This window comes from Nocardia abscessus NBRC 100374, from assembly GCF_000308455.1.
Classification (GTDB): domain Bacteria; phylum Actinomycetota; class Actinomycetes; order Mycobacteriales; family Mycobacteriaceae; genus Nocardia; species Nocardia abscessus.
Genome location: NZ_BAFP01000081.1, coordinates 83,357 through 99,188 on the forward strand (window position 1 = coordinate 83,357; position 15,832 = coordinate 99,188).

Annotated in this window: 16 protein-coding genes; 6 read left to right on the forward strand and 10 right to left on the reverse strand. The window is 69.2% G+C overall.

Annotated elements, in window-relative coordinates; translation table 11 throughout:
- Window position 1 precedes the first annotated feature (1 nt).
- The 9 genes from ON19_RS16275 to ON19_RS16315 form a co-directional block, all read right to left on the reverse strand.
- Window positions 2-829 carry an enoyl-CoA hydratase/isomerase family protein gene (locus ON19_RS16275; protein WP_043692621.1) on the reverse strand — a complete coding sequence of 276 codons (828 nt, stop codon included), beginning with the start codon at window positions 827-829 and terminating at the stop codon, window positions 2-4.
- Window positions 826-2,079 carry a CaiB/BaiF CoA transferase family protein gene (locus ON19_RS16280; RefSeq protein ID WP_083899422.1) on the reverse strand — a complete coding sequence of 418 codons (1,254 nt, stop codon included), beginning with the start codon at window positions 2,077-2,079 and terminating at the stop codon, window positions 826-828. Before ON19_RS16280 ends, ON19_RS16275 begins: the two co-directional genes overlap by 4 nt.
- Window positions 2,079-2,843, reverse strand: a complete 765-nt coding sequence (locus ON19_RS16285; protein WP_043692624.1) for an SDR family NAD(P)-dependent oxidoreductase — start codon at window positions 2,841-2,843, stop codon at window positions 2,079-2,081. Before ON19_RS16285 ends, ON19_RS16280 begins: the two co-directional genes overlap by 1 nt.
- Complete coding sequence (locus ON19_RS16290; protein ID WP_043692720.1) at window positions 2,843-4,009, reverse strand: acyl-CoA dehydrogenase family protein; 1,167 nt, start codon at window positions 4,007-4,009, stop codon at window positions 2,843-2,845. The genes ON19_RS16285 and ON19_RS16290 overlap by 1 nt, the downstream gene beginning before the upstream one ends.
- A 267-nt stretch (window positions 4,010-4,276) precedes the next feature.
- Window positions 4,277-4,648, reverse strand: a complete 372-nt coding sequence (locus ON19_RS16295) for a hypothetical protein (RefSeq protein ID WP_043692627.1) — start codon at window positions 4,646-4,648, stop codon at window positions 4,277-4,279.
- Window positions 4,645-5,403, reverse strand: coding sequence for an ABC transporter ATP-binding protein (locus tag ON19_RS16300; protein ID WP_051168959.1), 759 nt, complete (start codon window positions 5,401-5,403; stop codon window positions 4,645-4,647). Before ON19_RS16300 ends, ON19_RS16295 begins: the two co-directional genes overlap by 4 nt.
- The gene (locus ON19_RS16305) at window positions 5,400-6,113 is read right to left on the reverse strand and encodes an ABC transporter ATP-binding protein (protein WP_043692630.1); all 714 of its coding nucleotides are present in this window, start codon (window positions 6,111-6,113) and stop codon (window positions 5,400-5,402) included. Before ON19_RS16305 ends, ON19_RS16300 begins: the two co-directional genes overlap by 4 nt.
- Complete coding sequence (locus ON19_RS16310) at window positions 6,091-8,214, reverse strand: branched-chain amino acid ABC transporter permease (RefSeq protein ID WP_043692633.1); 2,124 nt, start codon at window positions 8,212-8,214, stop codon at window positions 6,091-6,093. The genes ON19_RS16305 and ON19_RS16310 overlap by 23 nt, the downstream gene beginning before the upstream one ends.
- Before the next feature lie 16 nt (window positions 8,215-8,230).
- The gene (locus ON19_RS16315; protein WP_043692636.1) at window positions 8,231-9,589 is read right to left on the reverse strand and encodes an ABC transporter substrate-binding protein; all 1,359 of its coding nucleotides are present in this window, start codon (window positions 9,587-9,589) and stop codon (window positions 8,231-8,233) included.
- 494 nt (window positions 9,590-10,083) lie between these two features.
- On the opposite strand from ON19_RS16315, the gene ON19_RS16320 reads away from it, so the two are divergent.
- From ON19_RS16320 to ON19_RS16345, 6 genes are all read left to right on the forward strand, one after another.
- On the forward strand, window positions 10,084-11,352 hold the full coding sequence (locus ON19_RS16320; RefSeq protein WP_043692725.1) for an aromatic ring-hydroxylating oxygenase subunit alpha: 1,269 nt from the start codon (window positions 10,084-10,086) through the stop codon (window positions 11,350-11,352).
- The gene (locus ON19_RS16325; protein WP_051168960.1) at window positions 11,336-11,704 is read left to right on the forward strand and encodes a hypothetical protein; all 369 of its coding nucleotides are present in this window, start codon (window positions 11,336-11,338) and stop codon (window positions 11,702-11,704) included. The genes ON19_RS16320 and ON19_RS16325 overlap by 17 nt, the downstream gene beginning before the upstream one ends.
- Before the next feature lie 3 nt (window positions 11,705-11,707).
- Window positions 11,708-12,925, forward strand: a complete 1,218-nt coding sequence (locus ON19_RS16330; protein WP_043692639.1) for a metal-dependent hydrolase family protein — start codon at window positions 11,708-11,710, stop codon at window positions 12,923-12,925.
- Window positions 12,912-13,328, forward strand: a complete 417-nt coding sequence (locus ON19_RS16335; protein WP_043692644.1) for a nuclear transport factor 2 family protein — start codon at window positions 12,912-12,914, stop codon at window positions 13,326-13,328. Before ON19_RS16330 ends, ON19_RS16335 begins: the two co-directional genes overlap by 14 nt.
- A 36-nt stretch (window positions 13,329-13,364) precedes the next feature.
- A complete protein-coding gene (locus ON19_RS16340) occupies window positions 13,365-14,477 on the forward strand; it encodes an acyl-CoA dehydrogenase family protein (protein WP_043692647.1) in 1,113 nt (370 codons plus the stop codon).
- 65 nt (window positions 14,478-14,542) lie between these two features.
- Complete coding sequence (locus ON19_RS16345; protein WP_083899424.1) at window positions 14,543-15,286, forward strand: acyl-CoA dehydrogenase family protein; 744 nt, start codon at window positions 14,543-14,545, stop codon at window positions 15,284-15,286.
- A 170-nt stretch (window positions 15,287-15,456) separates the two neighbouring features.
- On the opposite strand, the gene ON19_RS16350 is transcribed toward ON19_RS16345, so the two are convergent.
- Window positions 15,457-15,832 (reverse strand): MTB12 C-terminal domain-containing protein (locus ON19_RS16350; protein WP_043692650.1); only part of this gene is annotated, 376 nt, incomplete at its 5' end.

Sequence of the window (15,832 nt, forward strand, 5' to 3'; positions counted from 1 at the left end):
GTCATCTCCCGTTCTCGGAATTGCTGGCGGCGCGGATCGGCGGCCGCCGGACCGTCCAGTGGCCGGTGAACCGCGGCTCGCGCTGTTCTGCGAAGGCCGCGAACGCCTCCGGGGCGTCCGCGGTGGCGAAGTTCAGTCCTTGCGCCCTGGCTTCGGCCGCGAGCGCCTCCCGGAGGGTCGAGCCCGCGCCTTCGTGCAGTAGCGCCTTGGTCTGGGCCAGCGCCACCGGCGGTCCGGTGGCCAGGCGCGCGCCGAGATCGGTGACGAACCCGTCGATCTCCTCCTCCGGCACCACCCAGGTCACCAGCCCCAGATCCCGGGCGTGGGCGGCGTCGATCGTCTCGGCCAGCAGCGCCAGCCGCTTGGCCTGTTGCAGGCCGATCAGCCGGGGCAGCAGCCAGGAGCCACCCAGATCCAGGGACAGTCCACGCCGGGTGAAGATCTGCGCGAAGGTCGATGCCGGGGTGGCGACCACGAGATCGCAGCCCAGGGCCAGGTTCCAGCCCGCGCCGACCGCCACGCCGGTGACCTTCGCGACGGTGGGCAGCGGCAGTTCGTGCAGCAGGACCGCGACGTCGGTGAGGGCACGCATCCGGTAGATCGGGTGCGCGTTGTCCGGCGTCGAGATATCCGCGCCGGAACAGAACGCGCCGCCCGCGCCGGCGAGCACCAGAGCCCGGACGGTGCGGTCGGCCGCGACGGCGCGCAGCGCGTCGGCCAGCGCCGCCCAGAGCTCGGCGTCGATCGCGTTCTTGCGGTGCGGCCGGTTCAGCGTCAGCGTGCGCACGCCGTCGAGGTCGTCGGAGAGCAAAACGGGCGCGCCGGTCATCGGCGGGCCCCGATCACTCCGGAATCGCGCAGCGCCGCGATCTCGACTGCGGTGCAGCCTATTTCGGTGAGCACCGCGTCGGTGTGCGCGCCGAGGCCGGGCACCGGGCGCATCGGCGGCTCGAAACCGCTGAGGATCGCCGGTGGCAGCAGGGACGGAATCGAACCCGCCGGGGTCTCGATGCTGCGCCAGCGGTCGCGCTCGGTCAGCTGCGGGTGGTCGAGCACCTCGGTGGGACGGTTGTAGCAGGAGTTGCCGATCCCGGCGTCGTCGGCGATCTTCTGGATGCGCGCCAAGTCGTGGCGCAGGCACCACGCGGCGATCGCGTCGTCGATTTCGGCGCGGTGACGCACCCGTCCCGGGTTGGTGCGGAATCGCTCGTCCGCGGCGAGGTCGGGGCGGTCGAGTACCTCCGTCGCCAGCCGCTGCCACTCCCGGTCGTTGGTGGTGCCCAGCACCACGATTCGGCCGTCGGCGGTGGGATAGGCCCCGTAGGGTGCCACGGCGGGCGAACTCATCCCGAGTGGCTGCTGATCCACCCCCGCGTGCCGGGCGTAGGTCAGGTGGTAGCCCATCATCTCGGCCATGGTGTCGAACAGGCTGACCGAGATCGTGTTGCCGTGGCACGCGTCCCTGGCCCGTCCGCACAGCGCGGCCAGGATCGACAGCGCCGCGTACAGACCCGTGGTGACGTCGGCGACCGGCGGACCGGGTTTGGCCGGGGCATCCGCGGTGCCGGTCACCGCGCAGACCCCCGACTCGGCCTGGACGAGCAGGTCGTAGGCGCGTTTGTGGGACAGCGGCCCGCCCGCGCCGAACCCGTCGATCTCCACCGCGATCAGATCCGGATGACGCGCCGCCAGGTCCGCGGGCGCGAGGCCCAGACGCGCGGTGGCGCCGGGCGCGAGGTTGGACACCAGCACGTCGGCGCGGCTCAGCAGACGATGCAGGACATCCACCCCGGCAGACGTTTTCACGTCGAGGGTGACCGATTCCTTACCGCGGTTGACCCAGACGAAGTGCGCGGCCTGCCCGTGCACCACGTCGTCGTAGTACCGGGCGAAGTCGCCGCCGCGCGGGTGCTCCACTTTGATCACCCGGGCGCCGAAATCGGCCAGAGTGCGCGTGCACATCGGCGCGGACACCGCTTGTTCCAAGGCCACGACCGTGACACCCGCCAGTGGCCCCTGGGCCGTCCTCGGGCCGGGAGACTCGGCGTCCGGCGCGGAATGCTGCGCGGGATCCGCCATCAGATCACCGTGCCGCCGTCCACCGGCAGCACTTGGCCGGTGACGAAGGAGGCGGCGTCGGAGGCGAGGAAGACGAACGCGCCCGCGACTTCCTCCGGTTCGGCCCAGCGCCGCAACAGGATTCGGTTGAGCATCTGCTCGGAGAACCGCTCGTCGGTGCGGATGGTGTGCGTCATCGGCGTCGCCGCCAGCGGCGCCAGTGCGTTGACCAGGATGTTCTTGCGCGCCAGTTCCTTGGCCATGGATTTGGTGATGCCGATGATCGCGGCCTTGGCGGCCGAGTAGTTCACCTGGCCGAGGGTGCCGACGATGCCCGCGGCCGAGGTGACGTTGATGATCCGCCCGGTGCCGTCGGTGGGCAGGAACGGCAACGCGGCCTGCGAGCAGTTGATCGTGCCCAAGGCGTGGATGTCGAACAGGCGCTTGACCGATTCCGCGGTGGTGTCGGCGAGCATCGCGGGGGCGGTGACTCCGGCGTTGTTCACGACGATGTGCAGCACACCGTCGGCGAGCCCGGCGGCCTGCTCGGCGGCCGCCGCGGCGGAGTCCCGGTCCGTGACGTCCAGGGCGCGAGCGGCCGCGCTGCCGCCGTCGGCGACGATCTTCTCCGCGACGGCGGCGGCCGCCTCGCCGTTGCGATCGGTGACCAGCACGGCCGCGCCCGCGGTGGCCAGCGCCCGCGCCACCGCGGAGCCGATCCCGCCCGCGGCGCCGGTGACCAGCGCCGAACGCCCGGTGAGGTCGAACAGTGTCTGCTGGGTCATCAGTAGCTCCTCGGCAATCCCAGGGCGTGCGAGCCCAGATAGTTCAAGATCATTTCTTGGCTGACCGGGGCGATGCGCATCACGCGCGCCTCCCGGAAGTAGCGGGCCACGTGGTATTCCTCCGCGTATCCCATGCCGCCGTGCGTCTGCAGCGCCCGGTCGGCGGCGGTGAAGCCGGCGTCGGCGCACAGGTATTTCGCGGTGTTCGCCTCGCGCCCACAAGATTTCCCCTTGTCGTAGCGCCAGGTGGCCTTGCGCAGCATCAGCTCGGCCGCGTCCAGCCGGGCCAGCGAGTCGGCAAGCGGGAACTGGATGCCCTGGTTCATGCCGATCGGGCGGTCGAAGACCACGCGTTCCTTCGCGTACCGCACCGCCCGGTCCAAGGCGACCCGGCCGAGCCCGAGCGCCTCGGCGGCGATCAGCATGCGCTCGGGGTTCAGCCCGTCGAGCAGATACCGGAACCCCTCGCCTTCCGCGCCGACCCGGTCCTCCACCGGAATGCGCAGGTCGTCGATGAACAGCTCGTTGGAGGTGACGGCGTTGCGGCCCATCTTCGCGATCGGCCGGATGTCGACGTGCGCGCGATCGAGGTCGGTGAGGAACAGCGTCATGCCGTCGGTCTTCTTGGCGACGTCGTCGTAGGAACTGGTGCGGGTCAGCAGCAGAATCTTCTCCGACTCCTGCGCTTTGGAGATCCACACCTTGCGCCCGTTCACCACGTAGTGGTCGCCGTCGCGGCGGGCGAAGGTGGTGATGCGCGGAGTGTCCAGTCCCGCGCCGGGTTCGGTCACGCCGAAGCACACGTGCAGCTCGCCGGTCGCGATGCGCGGCAACGTGCGCCGTTTCAACTCCTCGGATCCGTGCACCACCACGGGATGCATGCCGAAGATCGACATGTGGATCGAGCTGGCGGCGTTCATCCCGCCGCCCGAGCGCGACACCTCCTCGGCCAGCAGTGTGGCCTCGGTGATGCCGAGGCCGTGGCCCCCGTACTCCTCGGGGATGGTGATGCCGAGCCAGCCGCCGCCCGCGACGGCGTCGTAGAACTCGGTGGGGAACTCGTGCGCCTGGTCCTTCTCCATCCAGTACTGGTCGTCGAACTTGCGGCACAGCTCGGCCACCGATTTCCGGATCAGCTCCTGATCCTCGGACAGCTCGAAGTTCATGCCCTCGTCGTTGGTGTCACCGGACACTTCCGAACCTCCACTTCCTCGTCTCGCGGCTACTCACCGTCGGCTGTGGCGCACGCCGGTGCGGAAGGTCGATCCAGCCCTTCCGCACCGGCGGCATCCGACGGGCGACCGCTCGGTACCGCGCGTGTGGCCCTCCGTCTCCCCAGTCGAGGCGGATGACGCGCGAGCCGATCCCCGTCCCCCGGCGCGGCAGTGCACCGAGGCGATTCCCGCGGGAGTCGTTCGACTCCGCGGCCTGGCTCACCGGGGCGCTGCTGCCACCCCGTCGTAGCCGATCTCCGCGCTGAGCACTCGAGTGCCGAGTTCATCCAGGTCGTAGGACTGGCGCGCCAGCCAGAACCGCAAGAAGTTGGTCAGCGAATAACGCAGGAACAGCGCGGAACCCACGACGCTCGCCGCTACCCCACCGAGGGCGAGCGTGATGGCGTCACGCTGGGCCAGTGGGTCGGTGGTGCCGTGCGACATGAAATATGCCAGGACCGCGACCACCAGCCCGGCCACCATGAGCGTGACGCCGGTGCGCAGCCACAGCCCGGAGCGGCCCGCCGCCGGGTCGGGAATCTTCAATTCCTGCAGTTCGCGGACGAAACGCTCCGCGCGAGATTCGGTCATGTGGAACTTCCTAGGTAGAGGGCTGCCAATTCGTTGCGGATTCCGCTGTCGGGATGTCCCTGCCGCACGACCCGGCCGCGCACCAGGACGGCGGCGTGATCGGCGATGTCCAGCACGGCGGCGGCGAACTGCTCGACCAGCAGCACCGCGACGCCCTGGCGGGCGATCTCAGCGACCTCGTCGTAGAGCTTGCCGACCACCAAAGGGGCCAGGCCCATGGACAGTTCGTCCAGCAGCAGCACGGCGGGATTCGTCGCCAGGCCGCGGGCCAGCGCCAGCATCTGCTGTTCGCCGCCGGACATGGTGCCCGCGATCTGGCCCGCGCGTTTGCCGAGGATCGGGAACCGGCTGAAGGCGATCTCCTCGATCTCCTCCCTCGACCGCCCGGTGAAGGTCATCATCAGCAGGTTGTCGCGCACGGTGAGATTCGGGAACACGCCGCGGCCCTCGGGGATCAAGCAGACCCCCGCGCGGGCCAGGTCGCGCGGGTCGGCTCCGGTCACGTCGCGCCCGCCGAGCACCAGCCGCCCCGAGGTGACCGGGTGGATGCCCGCGATCACCTTCAGCGCGGTGGTCTTGCCTGCGCCGTTGGGTCCGAGCAGGGCCACCACCTGTCCGGCGGCGACGTCCAGGTCGACCCCGTGCAGCACGGTGATGGCGTCGTAGGCGGCGCGCGCCTCACGCAGCGCGAGGAGTTCGGCGGGGCCGGACGGTGTTGTCGCCGTAGCTGTTTCGGTTGCGCTCTGCACGCTCATAGGTCTCCCAGATAGGCCGCGAGGACGGTCTCGTCCGCACGGATCACCGCGGGCGGGCCGGAGGCGATCACCTTGCCGAGATCGAGCACGAACACCTCGTCGCAGACGTTCATCACCAGGCCCATGTCGTGCTCCACGAGCAGCACCGCGGTGCCGTCGTCGGCCAGTGAACGCAGCAGTTCACCGAATCGCTCGGTCTCGGTGTGGTCCTGGCCTGCGGCCGGCTCGTCGAGCAGGATCAGGCTGGGTCGTGCCGCGATCGCCCGCCCCACCTCCACCAGGCGTCCGGTGCCGGTCGGCAGTTCGTCGGCGGAGGCGTCGGCGATCTCGTGCAGGCCGAGCCGATCGATGATCTCGGTGACGATCCGGGCCGCGTGCCTGCGTTGCGGGCCGAGTTCGGCCGCGACCAGCAGGTTGTCGCGCACGCTCAGTCTGCCGAACAGCTCCAGCCGCTGGAAGGTGCGGGCCAGGCCGTGCCGAGCCCGGCGGGACGGGCCGAGCCGGGTGACGTCGGCGCCGTCGATCGCCACGCGTCCCTTCGTCGGTTTGCGCAGCCCGCAGATCACGTCGAACAGCGTGCTCTTGCCCGCGCCGTTCGGGCCGATCAGTCCGGTCACCGCGCCGCGTTCGGCGCGCAGCCCGGCGCCGTCGAGCGCGCGGTTGCCGCCGAAGACGACGGTGACATCGTCAACTTCCAGTAGCGACGGCACGGTCGAGCACCTCCTCGTCCTCGGATGCCCACGGCCGTTCGACGCCCCACCACTCCACCGGCACGTCCGCCGGATCCGGCGCGGGCCGCGAACGCACCCCGTACCAGACGCGCGCCGCCACAGCGGCGACCACCACGCCGAGAGTGAAGCCCCAGCCGTCGACCACGTCGATCAGCCGCAGCCCCCACAGCCCCAGGATCACCAGCACGAGCAGCGGGGCGACGATCCGGTCGCGCAGCATCGGCACCCAGTCCTTGCGCAGCGAGGCGATCGCCCCTTCCTTCAGTACGCCGCCGCCGAAGGCGATCCCGCCGAGCGCGGGCAGCACCTGCGCCAGGTTCTGCAGGCCCGGCCACAGCACGGGGATCACGTTCAACGGTCCGGCGAAGACGGCGCCGGTGAACATGCCCGCACCGACCGCGCCGAGACCGGCGATGGTCACGATCAGGAAGATCGGCAATCCGGCCACCAGATTGAATTGTTCGGGGGCGACCGCCTGCAACTGCATGCCGTACAGCGCGCCGCCCAGCCCGGCGATCGCGGCGGCGAGCGCGAAGACCAGCACACGCGCCGCGAGCAGGCTTCCGCCGAGGGTGGCGTAGGCGGCCTCACTGTCACGCAAGGCGATCAGGCGACGCCCGAACCGGCTGCGCCGCAATAGGGCCACCGCCAGGCCCGCCACGGCCAGGCATACCGCGGCGAAGACGGTCACCTCGGCGGTGGTGTCGACGTTCAAGCCGAACAGATCCGGCCCCACCAGTGACACCGAGCCCTGGTCGAACAGCGCGATCCGGATGCCGAGGATCTCGAAGGAGGGCAGGGTGAAGATCCAGCGATCCAGGATGACGGCGAACGCCGCCGTCGCCAGGGCCAGATACACCCCGGACAGCCGCAGCGCGGGCACGGCGACCACCGCTCCCACCACCCCTGCGATGCCCATCGCGGCGAGCAGCGCCCACCATTGGCCGTCCGGGCCCAGGTGCGCGTAGGCCACCGCGCCCACACCGGCCAGGCTGAGCTGACACAGCGAGATCTGGCCCGCGAAACCGAGCAGCGGCACATACGACAGCGCGATCACGCCCCAGGCGAACATCGCGCCGTAGGTGATCAGGTCGGATTCGCTGAGCATGGTCGCCAGCATCAGGCCGAGCACGACCACGGCGGCGGCGAAGACCACCGAACCGTTGATCGAGGGCAGCGGCACCGGGCTGAGCTTGCGGTCGCGCCCGCGCAGCCTGCCGTGCGGGAACAGCAGCAGCGCCACGAACAGCAGCAGTGCGGGTGCCGCGAGCCGCAGGCCGGGCAGGTAGTCGTTCTGCGGCAGGTACCCGGTGAGGTAGCTCTCCAGCAGGCCGACCACCACCGCGCCGGCGAACGTCATCGGCAGGTTGCGCAGCCGCCCGAAAATGGCCGCCGTGTAGGCGCTGACGATCAGCAGCGACAGCTGCGCGGCGTCCAGCGCCACGGTCGGCGCGATGAGGATCCCGCCGATCGCGGCCAGCTCGATGCCGAGGATCCAGGCGATCCGGTTGGCCCGCCGGGGATCGGCGCCGGTGAGGCCGACCAGCGCGCGATCGTCCACGGTGGCCCGCATCTCGGCACCGATCCTGGTGCGGAACAGCAGGATTCGCAGTCCCACGGCGACCGCCACCGCGACGGCCATGGTCAGGGCCTGATGCCAGGTGATGATGACCGGGCCGAGGTCGATCGACGGTTTGTCCGCGAAAAACCTCGTCAGCGAGCGCGACTCGTTGGGATTCCATATCCAGCGCGCCAGCACGATGAGACCACTGAGCAAGGCGATCGTCATCACGAGCTTCTCTGCGTCACCCAATCCTTGGGTCGGCGCGAGCGCCTTGCCGAACAGCAACCCGAACAGCGGCGCGAAGACCAGCAGCACCGCGACGATCGCCATCGGCACCGGCCAGCCCCAGCCGATGGTGAGCTGCCAGTAGACGAACGCCGAGATCATTCCCGCGGCGCCGTGCGCGAAGTTGAACACACCGGTCGTGGTGTAGGTGAGCACCAGCCCGCTGCCGATCACGGCATAGATCGCCGCGGTGCTGAGGCCGACGATCCCGAAGGCGATGAACTGCTCCATCAGCGCGAATGCTCCGTCACTTCAGGTCGCTCATGCTCTTGCCGACGTCGGCGAGGGTCAGCGGCTTGCCGAAATCCTGGGTGTACTTGTAGGGAGTGAAACCGCAACGGAATACGCCGTTGTCGGGCTTGAACTCCGCCGTCTTCCAACCGTCCGGAGTGGCCTGCTGGACGTTGAAGCACCGCGTCTGCTCCGACAGCGGCCGGGACAGATCGACAGGCGCCTGCAAGCCGCCGCCGGTCCACGCCGTTTCCTTGCGCGCGGCGTTGTATACGCACGCACGGGTGAGATCGTCGCCGCAGCTGGTCGCCGATTTGGCGAACAGCAGCCACGACTGGAAGGCGCGCAGCACCTGGAAGGTGATGGCGCTGCTGGGCGCGTACTGCTTGAACAGATCTTTCAGCTGCTGCACCGCCGGTACCTGCCCGGCCGCGTCCAAGGGTGCGGTCCCGCTCAGATCGGCGTAGTTGTTCTGGGAGGCCAGCGAGCTCTTCGTGACGTCGAGGAACGACTGGTTGTAGGAGTTGGCGTTGGCGTCGATCCAGTCCAGCTTGTAGTTCATGCTGGTGAGCACGTCCTGCAGTTTGGCGAGGTAGCGGTACTCGCCGAAGAAGATCAGGCCCTTGACGTTGTTGGCCTTGATCGCCTGCGCGTAGGGGGTCCAGTCGGAGACGCCCGCGAGCGGATAGAGATCGTTGTAGACGATCTTCGCGCCCGCCGCCGTCAGGGATTCGGTCATTTTCTCGCCCATGACCTTGGTGATCGGCGAGTCGCCGTTGATCATCCCGACCGCACCCGCCGAAGCCGGGTAGGCCTCCTTGATCAGCCAGTCCTGGAAGCCGGTGTACGGGTTGACCGCTTCGGAGGCGGAGGAACCGCCGCCCAGCTGCAGGTCCGAGCCGGTGTTGGCGGTCTGGGTGACCTGGGCGGGGAATTCCGGCAGCAGGCACGACAGCCGGTCCTTCACGCCCAGCCCGTCCAGCGCCGCGCTCCCGCCGACGAGGACGAAGTCCTCCCGGCAGGACTCGAGCATGCGCTGGCGCACCTCCATGAGCTTGGTGTCACGCAGGTTGGTCACCAGTTTGCGTCCGTTGATGCCGCCCGCGGCGTTGCACCAGGAGGTGAACACCTTCGCCGCGTCGACGAGGTCGGGATTCTTCGTGAAACCGATGTCGGAGAAGACCCCGATTTCGATCTCCGTGGCAGTGACACCCTGCGCCGACGCGCTTTTCGCGTTCCCGGGCTGACAGACGCTGGTCAGGTCGCCGAAGTTGCCCGACGCGGTCGGCCCCGGACCCTCCTCGGTTCCGCGACCCCCGCCCTCGCGGCCGCATCCGGCCACCAAGAGCGCGATCGCCAGCGCGGCGACGATCATTCGCTGCGGTCTCACCGTAGTTCCTCCTCTGTGGGCTGTTCGGCGCCCGATGGGTGGCCTGGGCCGTCGCCGACGTCTCGCCCTTCGCTCGTCGATGAGCAGCACGTGCCCGGAGGCACACTCGCTGTCAGGGAAACTATCTTCTCAGATTTGGATAATCAATATCTGCTTTTAGGAGAGTGCAACCTACACAGGCGGCGACGGCGAGCCTTGACGGCGGCCACGCCCGCCGCGGGATCCAACCCGCACGCTCGGCGTTGACAGTGCGGCAGCCGCATGGAAATCTACTAGTTGTTTTTGAGAATGCTATTCTCATTTCGGACGAACGGAGGTTCACGCCACCTGGAACGGCTGTCGAGCGCCCGCGGCGACCCGCCACCCGAGGGGCGCCTCGGCCGACAGCCGGGAACCCAGCCGCCGCCTCGACCGGTACGGCCCACCGGGCACGGCATTCGACACCTCCGGCGCGTCACCGGACCATGAAAGGTAATCCCTTGGCACACTTCACCAAACCCGCTGCGGGGAGCTGGACGCAGAACTATCCCGAGCTGGGTACCGAGCCGGTCGACTACATCGACTCGATCGATCCCGCCTTCTACGAGGACGAGCGTCAGGCGATCTTCCGCAAGAGCTGGCTCAACGTCGGCCGGGTCAACCGGCTGCCCCGCGTCGGCAACTACTTCACCAAGGAACTGGCCTGCGTCGGCACTTCGCTGATCGTCGTCAAGGACAACGACGGCGTGGTCCGCGCGTTCCACAACATCTGCAGGCATCGCGGCAACAAGCTGGTCTGGGACGACTACCCGGGCGAGGAGACCGCAGGCACCTGCCGCCAGTTCACCTGCAAGTACCACGCCTGGCGCTACAGCCTCAAGGGTGAGCTCACCTTCGTCCAGCAGGAGAAGGAGTTCTTCGACCTGGACAAGGACAAGTTCGGCTTGAAGCCGGTCCGCTGCGAGGTGTGGGAGGGCTTCATCTTCGTCAACCTCGACGAGAACGCCAAGCCGCTCACCGAATACCTGGGTCCGCTGGCCAAGGGTCTCGAGGGGTACCCGTTCGACCAGATGACCGAGGTCTTCAGCTACAAGGCCGAGATCGGCAGCAACTGGAAGCTGTTCATCGACGCGTTCGCCGAGTTCTACCACGCACCGGTCCTGCACCAGAAGCAAGCGGTCAAGGACGAGGCCGACAAGTTGTACGGCGTGGGCTACGAAGCGCTGCACTACGAGATCGCGGCTCCGCACTCGATGATCTCGTCCTGGGGCGGAATGGCCCCGCCGAAGGACCCCACGATGGTCAAGCCGATCGAGCGCGAATTGCGCAGCGGCCTGTTCGGCCCCTGGGACCGGCCCGATATCGACGGCCTGGAACCGCTGCCGCAGGGCATCAACCCGGCCAAGCATCGCGCCTGGGGCGTCGACGAATTCGAGTTCTTCCCCAACTTCTCCCTGCTGTTCTGGGCGCCGGGTTGGTACCTGACCTACCACTACTGGCCGACCGCCGTGGACCGGCACATCTTCGAGGCGAGTCTGTACTTCGTACCGGCCAAGAACGCCAGGGAGCGGCTGGCCCAGGAACTGGCCGCCGTGACCTTCAAGGAGTACGCGCTGCAGGACGCGAACACCCTGGAGGCCACCCAGACCATGATCGCCACCCGCGAGGTCACCGAGTTCCCGCTCAACGACCAGGAGATCCTGCTCCGCCACCTGCACAAGACCGCCCAGAAGATCGTCGAGGAGTACCGCGATGGCCGCGCCCACTGATGACCAGCAGACCGACCAGGCGAACGCCACGCCGCTGCCCGCCGAGTTCGCCGACCTGGAGCGGTTCTCGGACTGGATCCTCGCCACGGAGCCCGAGCGCTACGCCAAGCGGATGGCCTCCTCCATGGACGATATGCAGCAGCTGTACGACACCGTGTTGCCGCGTCTGCAGTCCGCCCTGGATCACATCGACAAGTACGACTGGAAGGATTTGCCCGACGAGGCGCGCAATCTGTTCCACCTGTTGCAATCGCTCGTGATGGTGTCGTTCCCGATCGAGGTGTGGAAGCAGCCGCGAGTGCCGGATTCCGGCGCGGCTTACCTGGATATCGTCCGCGAGCCGGTGGTCTGACCGATGGCGGCGCTGACGCTGAAGGCCGCCGGTCTGCTCGACGTCGACACCGGTGCGATCGTCCGTCCCGGCATCCTGCGGATCGAGGACGATCGGATCGCCGGTGTCGGTGGCGCCGTCGCGGGCGAGGTCGTCGATCTCGGCGATCTCGTCCTGCTGCCGGGCCTGATGGACATGGAGGTCAACCTCCTCATGGGCGGACGCGGGGAGACCGGTCTGGCCTCCAGCGTCAAAGACGATCCGGCGCTGCGGGTGCTGCGCGCGGTGGGCAACGCCCGACGGACCCTGCTCGCCGGCTTCACCACCGTCCGCAATCTCGGGCTGTTCGTGAAGACCGGCGGCTACCTGCTGGACGTCGCGCTGGGCAAGGCGATCGACGCGGGCTGGATCGAGGGCCCGCGCATCGTGCCCGCCGGGCACGCGATCACCCCCACCGGGGGCCATCTGGACCCGACCATGTTCTCCGCCTTCGCTCCCGACGTGCTGAAGCTGACCCTCGAGGAGGGCATCGCCAACGGCGTGGACGAGGTGCGCAAGGCGGTGCGGTACCAGATCAAGCACGGCGCGCAGCTGATCAAGATCTGCGTCTCCGGTGGCGTCATGTCGCTCACCGGAGCGCCGGGCGCGCAGCATTATTCGGACGAGGAGCTGCACGCGATCGTCGACGAGGCGCATCGGCGCGGCCTCAAGGTGGCCGCGCACACGCACGGCGCGGACGCGGTGAAGCACGCGGTGCGGGCGGGCATCGACTGCATCGAGCACGGCTTCCTCATCGATGACGAGGCCATCGACCTGATGGTGCGGCACGGCACCTGGCTGGTGCCGACCACCCGGCTGGCCGACGCCATGGACGTCTCGAAAGCCGAACCCGCGCTGCAGGCCAAGGCGGCCGAGATGTTCCCGAAAGCCCGCACCTCCGTGCTGGCCGCTTACAAGGCGGGCGTGAAGATCGCGGTCGGCACCGACGCCCCCGCGATTCCGCACGGCCGCAACGCCGACGAGCTCGTGGCGCTGGTCGAGCGCGGGCTGCCGCCGCTGGAGGTGCTGCGGGCCGCGACGCTCGCCGCGGCCGAGCTGGTCGGCGTGGAAGACCGCGGCCGGCTCGCGGAGGGGCTGCTGGCCGATGTGATCGGCGTTCCCGGCGACCCGGTGCAGGACATCACCGTCACCCGGGACGTGCGATTCGTGATGAAAGGCGGAAGAATTCATGTCCAGAAGTGACGACCTGCTCGAAATCCAGCAGGTGCTGGCCCGGTACGCGGTGACCATCACCAAGGGCGATATCGAGGGCCTGCTGGCGGTGTTCACCCCCGACGGCACCTACAGCGCCTTCGGTGACACCTACACCCTCGATCTGTTCCCGGAACTGGTCGCGGCCGCGCCGAAGGGGCTGTTCCTCACCGGAATACCGGTCCTCGACATCGACGGTGACACCGCCACCGGCACGCAGCCACTGTGCTTCGTCGAGCACAGCACACACGACATGCGCATCGGGTACTACACCGATTCTCTTGTGCGCACCACGGACGGATGGCGGTTGAAGACGCGCAAGATGACCTTCATCCGGCGCAACGGCGAACACGACTCCGGGATCCCGCACGCCTTCGAGCGTTCCAAGGCTTGAGCGACGCGCGGCCCGCCGGGTCAGAAAGGACATCGCATGACCGCAGGCGCAGACCCGAATCGGGATGTCGCCACCTTCCGGTCGAACCTGCGCGCCTGGCTCGACCGCAATGACCTCACCCCCGGCCCGGACCACTCGCTGGACGGGCAGGTCGAACAATTGCTGCGCGTGCGACGCGCCCTGTTCGACGCGGACTGGATGCGCTACGGCTGGCCCGCCACCGTGCGCGGGCTCGGTGGGCCCGCCGCGCTGCGCGCGGTCCTCGGTGAGGAGGTCGCGTCCCGCGACTTGGCCGAACCCGGTATCTATTCGATGATCGAGGTGCTCGCACCGACGATGATCTCCTACGCGCGACCGGAACTCGCCGCCGCGATGGTGCCGCTGCTGCTGTCCGGCCGCGAGCAGTGGTGCCAGGGATTCTCCGAGCCCGGGTCGGGCAGCGACCTGGCCTCGCTGGCCACCAAGGCGACGGCGCGGGGTGCGGACTGGGTGGTCAGCGGCCAGAAAGTGTGGACCAGTCTGGCCCAGTACGCGGCTCGCTGCGTGCTGCTCACCCGCACCGGGCCCGGTCACGACGGCATCACCGCCTTCTTCGTGGACATGGACTCCCCCGGCATCACCGTCCGTCCGCTGCGCACCATGCACGGCGTGGACGAGTTCGCCGAGGTCTTCTTCGACGATGTGGTGGTGCCCGGCGACCGCATGCTGGGCAACCCCGGCGACGGCTGGCGGGTGGCGATGGATCTGCTGCCCTACGAACGCTCCACCTGCTTCTGGCACCGGATCGCGTACCTGTTCACCCGGCTGGACCAAGTACTCGAGCAGACCACGAGCGCCGACGACGCCGAACTCGGCGCCGCGTACCTGGCGCTGCACACGGTGCGGTGCCGCTCGCACGGGACGCAGCGGCGCCTGGCGGGCGGCGTCCGGCTGGGTGCGGAAACCTCGGTCGACAAAGTGCTGCTGGCCACCGCCGAACAGCGCCTGTTCGACACCGCGCGCGATCTGCTGCCCGGCGCGGTGGAACTCGGCGATTCGCCGTGGCGCACCGAGTTCCTCTACTCCCGCGCTGCCACGATCTACGGCGGAACCGCCGAGATCCAGCGCAACATCATCGCCCGCCGCCTGCTGGACCTGGGGAAGGAGTGACCGTGGCCGGAGCCGAACTCGACGGGGCGGAACTCGACCTGCTCACCGAGACGCTGCGCAAGACCATGGCGGCCGCCACGGGGCGCGAACTCGACGCCGCGCTGGCCGGACTCGGTTGGCCGGATCTGCTCGCCGAGTCGCCCGATCTCGCTGTTCCACTGGTGTTCCGGCTGCTCGGCGAGACCGGCACGCACGCCGCGGTCCTCGACGACGTCGTCCGGCACGCCGCCGGGGATGCAGGGCCGGGCCCGGTACCGCTACCGTTCGCGGGCGCGACGTGGGTGGTGTGGGACCGCGACGGCGAGCCCGGCGCCACGGTCGACGAGGAACTGCCCCTGCGCACCGTCGCGACCGGGACGGAGCTATCGCGCCACGCCCTCGCCGCCGGGCGGCGCGCCCTCGGCTGGTGGCTGCTCGGCACCGGCCATGCGATGCTGGCGCTCGCGCGGCGGCATGCCGTGGAACGCATCCAGTTCGGCCGCCCGCTCGCCTCGTTCCAGGCGGTCCGGCACCGGCTCGCGGAAACCCTCGTGGCCCTCGAGGGCGCGCAGGCCGCGCTGCACACCGCCGAGGGCGAACTCGGGGCTCTGCTCGGCAAGGCCGCCGCGGGGCAGGCGGCGCTCACCGCGGCGCGGCACTGCCAGCAGGTGCTCGGCGGCATCGGCTTCACCGCCGAGCACGACCTGCACCGGCACGTGCGCCGCACCCTGGTCCTGGACGGATTGCTGGGCAGCACAAGAGAACTCACCCGCGCGGCGGGCGCGCACATCCGCGTCGCCGGATCGGCCCCGCGGTTGGCACAGTTGTAGACGGCGCGCACACCGCGAACGGCCCGGTACCGGATTCCGCTCCAGCACCGGGCCATTCGGGCGCGCTTCGCCGATCAGCGGGCCGGGACGGCGCCGACCTGATCCGAACACGGCGAACGGCCTGGCGCCGGATCTGTTCGGCATCAGGCCATTCGGCCACGCATCGGCCGTCAGCAGGCCGGCGAGGTGCCGCCCTGGAGGGTCATCAACGCGCAGAAGGTGCTCGTGGCGACCTTCCACTGGCCGCCGTCCTTGACCGCCTGCCCGGTCTGGTTCGGCAGCACCGGATTGCCGCCGAGCAGCAGCGTGTAGGTGACGTCGGCGTTGTTCGCGTCCACGAGTTTCACCGCCGAGACCGTGACCGACGTGCCCTGGGACTGCGGATTGCCCGCCTGCGCCTGCAGAATCGGCAGGAAGACGTCGCCTTTCTGCACCTGGGCGGCCTTCTGGTCCGGCGGGGTCGAAGCGCTGAAGAAACTGGTGTACACGTCGGTGATCGCCTTGGTCGTCGCCGCGTCGGCCGGGCCGGGCGCCGCGCTGGTCGCC

What these genes read in the sequence shown, in the direction of transcription:
- ON19_RS16285 (WP_043692624.1), bottom strand. Translation starts at nt 2,843, where the DNA reads ATGACCCAGCAGACACTGTTCGACCTCACCGGGCGTTCGGCGCTGGTC.
- ON19_RS16300 (WP_051168959.1), bottom strand. Translation starts at nt 5,403, where the DNA reads ATGAGCGTGCAGAGCGCAACCGAAACAGCTACGGCGACAACACCGTCC.
- ON19_RS16310 (WP_043692633.1), bottom strand. Translation starts at nt 8,214, where the DNA reads ATGGAGCAGTTCATCGCCTTCGGGATCGTCGGCCTCAGCACCGCGGCG.
- ON19_RS16315 (WP_043692636.1), bottom strand. Translation starts at nt 9,589, where the DNA reads ATGATCGTCGCCGCGCTGGCGATCGCGCTCTTGGTGGCCGGATGCGGC.
- ON19_RS16275 (WP_043692621.1), bottom strand. Translation starts at nt 829, where the DNA reads ATGACCGGCGCGCCCGTTTTGCTCTCCGACGACCTCGACGGCGTGCGC.
- ON19_RS16340 (WP_043692647.1), top strand. Translation starts at nt 13,365, where the DNA reads ATGACCGCAGGCGCAGACCCGAATCGGGATGTCGCCACCTTCCGGTCG.
- ON19_RS16280 (WP_083899422.1), bottom strand. Translation starts at nt 2,079, where the DNA reads ATGGCGGATCCCGCGCAGCATTCCGCGCCGGACGCCGAGTCTCCCGGC.
- ON19_RS16345 (WP_083899424.1), top strand. Translation starts at nt 14,543, where the DNA reads ATGGCGGCCGCCACGGGGCGCGAACTCGACGCCGCGCTGGCCGGACTC.
- ON19_RS16290 (WP_043692720.1), bottom strand. Translation starts at nt 4,009, where the DNA reads ATGAACTTCGAGCTGTCCGAGGATCAGGAGCTGATCCGGAAATCGGTG.
- ON19_RS16330 (WP_043692639.1), top strand. Translation starts at nt 11,708, where the DNA reads ATGGCGGCGCTGACGCTGAAGGCCGCCGGTCTGCTCGACGTCGACACC.
- ON19_RS16325 (WP_051168960.1), top strand. Translation starts at nt 11,336, where the DNA reads ATGGCCGCGCCCACTGATGACCAGCAGACCGACCAGGCGAACGCCACG.
- ON19_RS16335 (WP_043692644.1), top strand. Translation starts at nt 12,912, where the DNA reads ATGTCCAGAAGTGACGACCTGCTCGAAATCCAGCAGGTGCTGGCCCGG.
- ON19_RS16295 (WP_043692627.1), bottom strand. Translation starts at nt 4,648, where the DNA reads ATGACCGAATCTCGCGCGGAGCGTTTCGTCCGCGAACTGCAGGAATTG.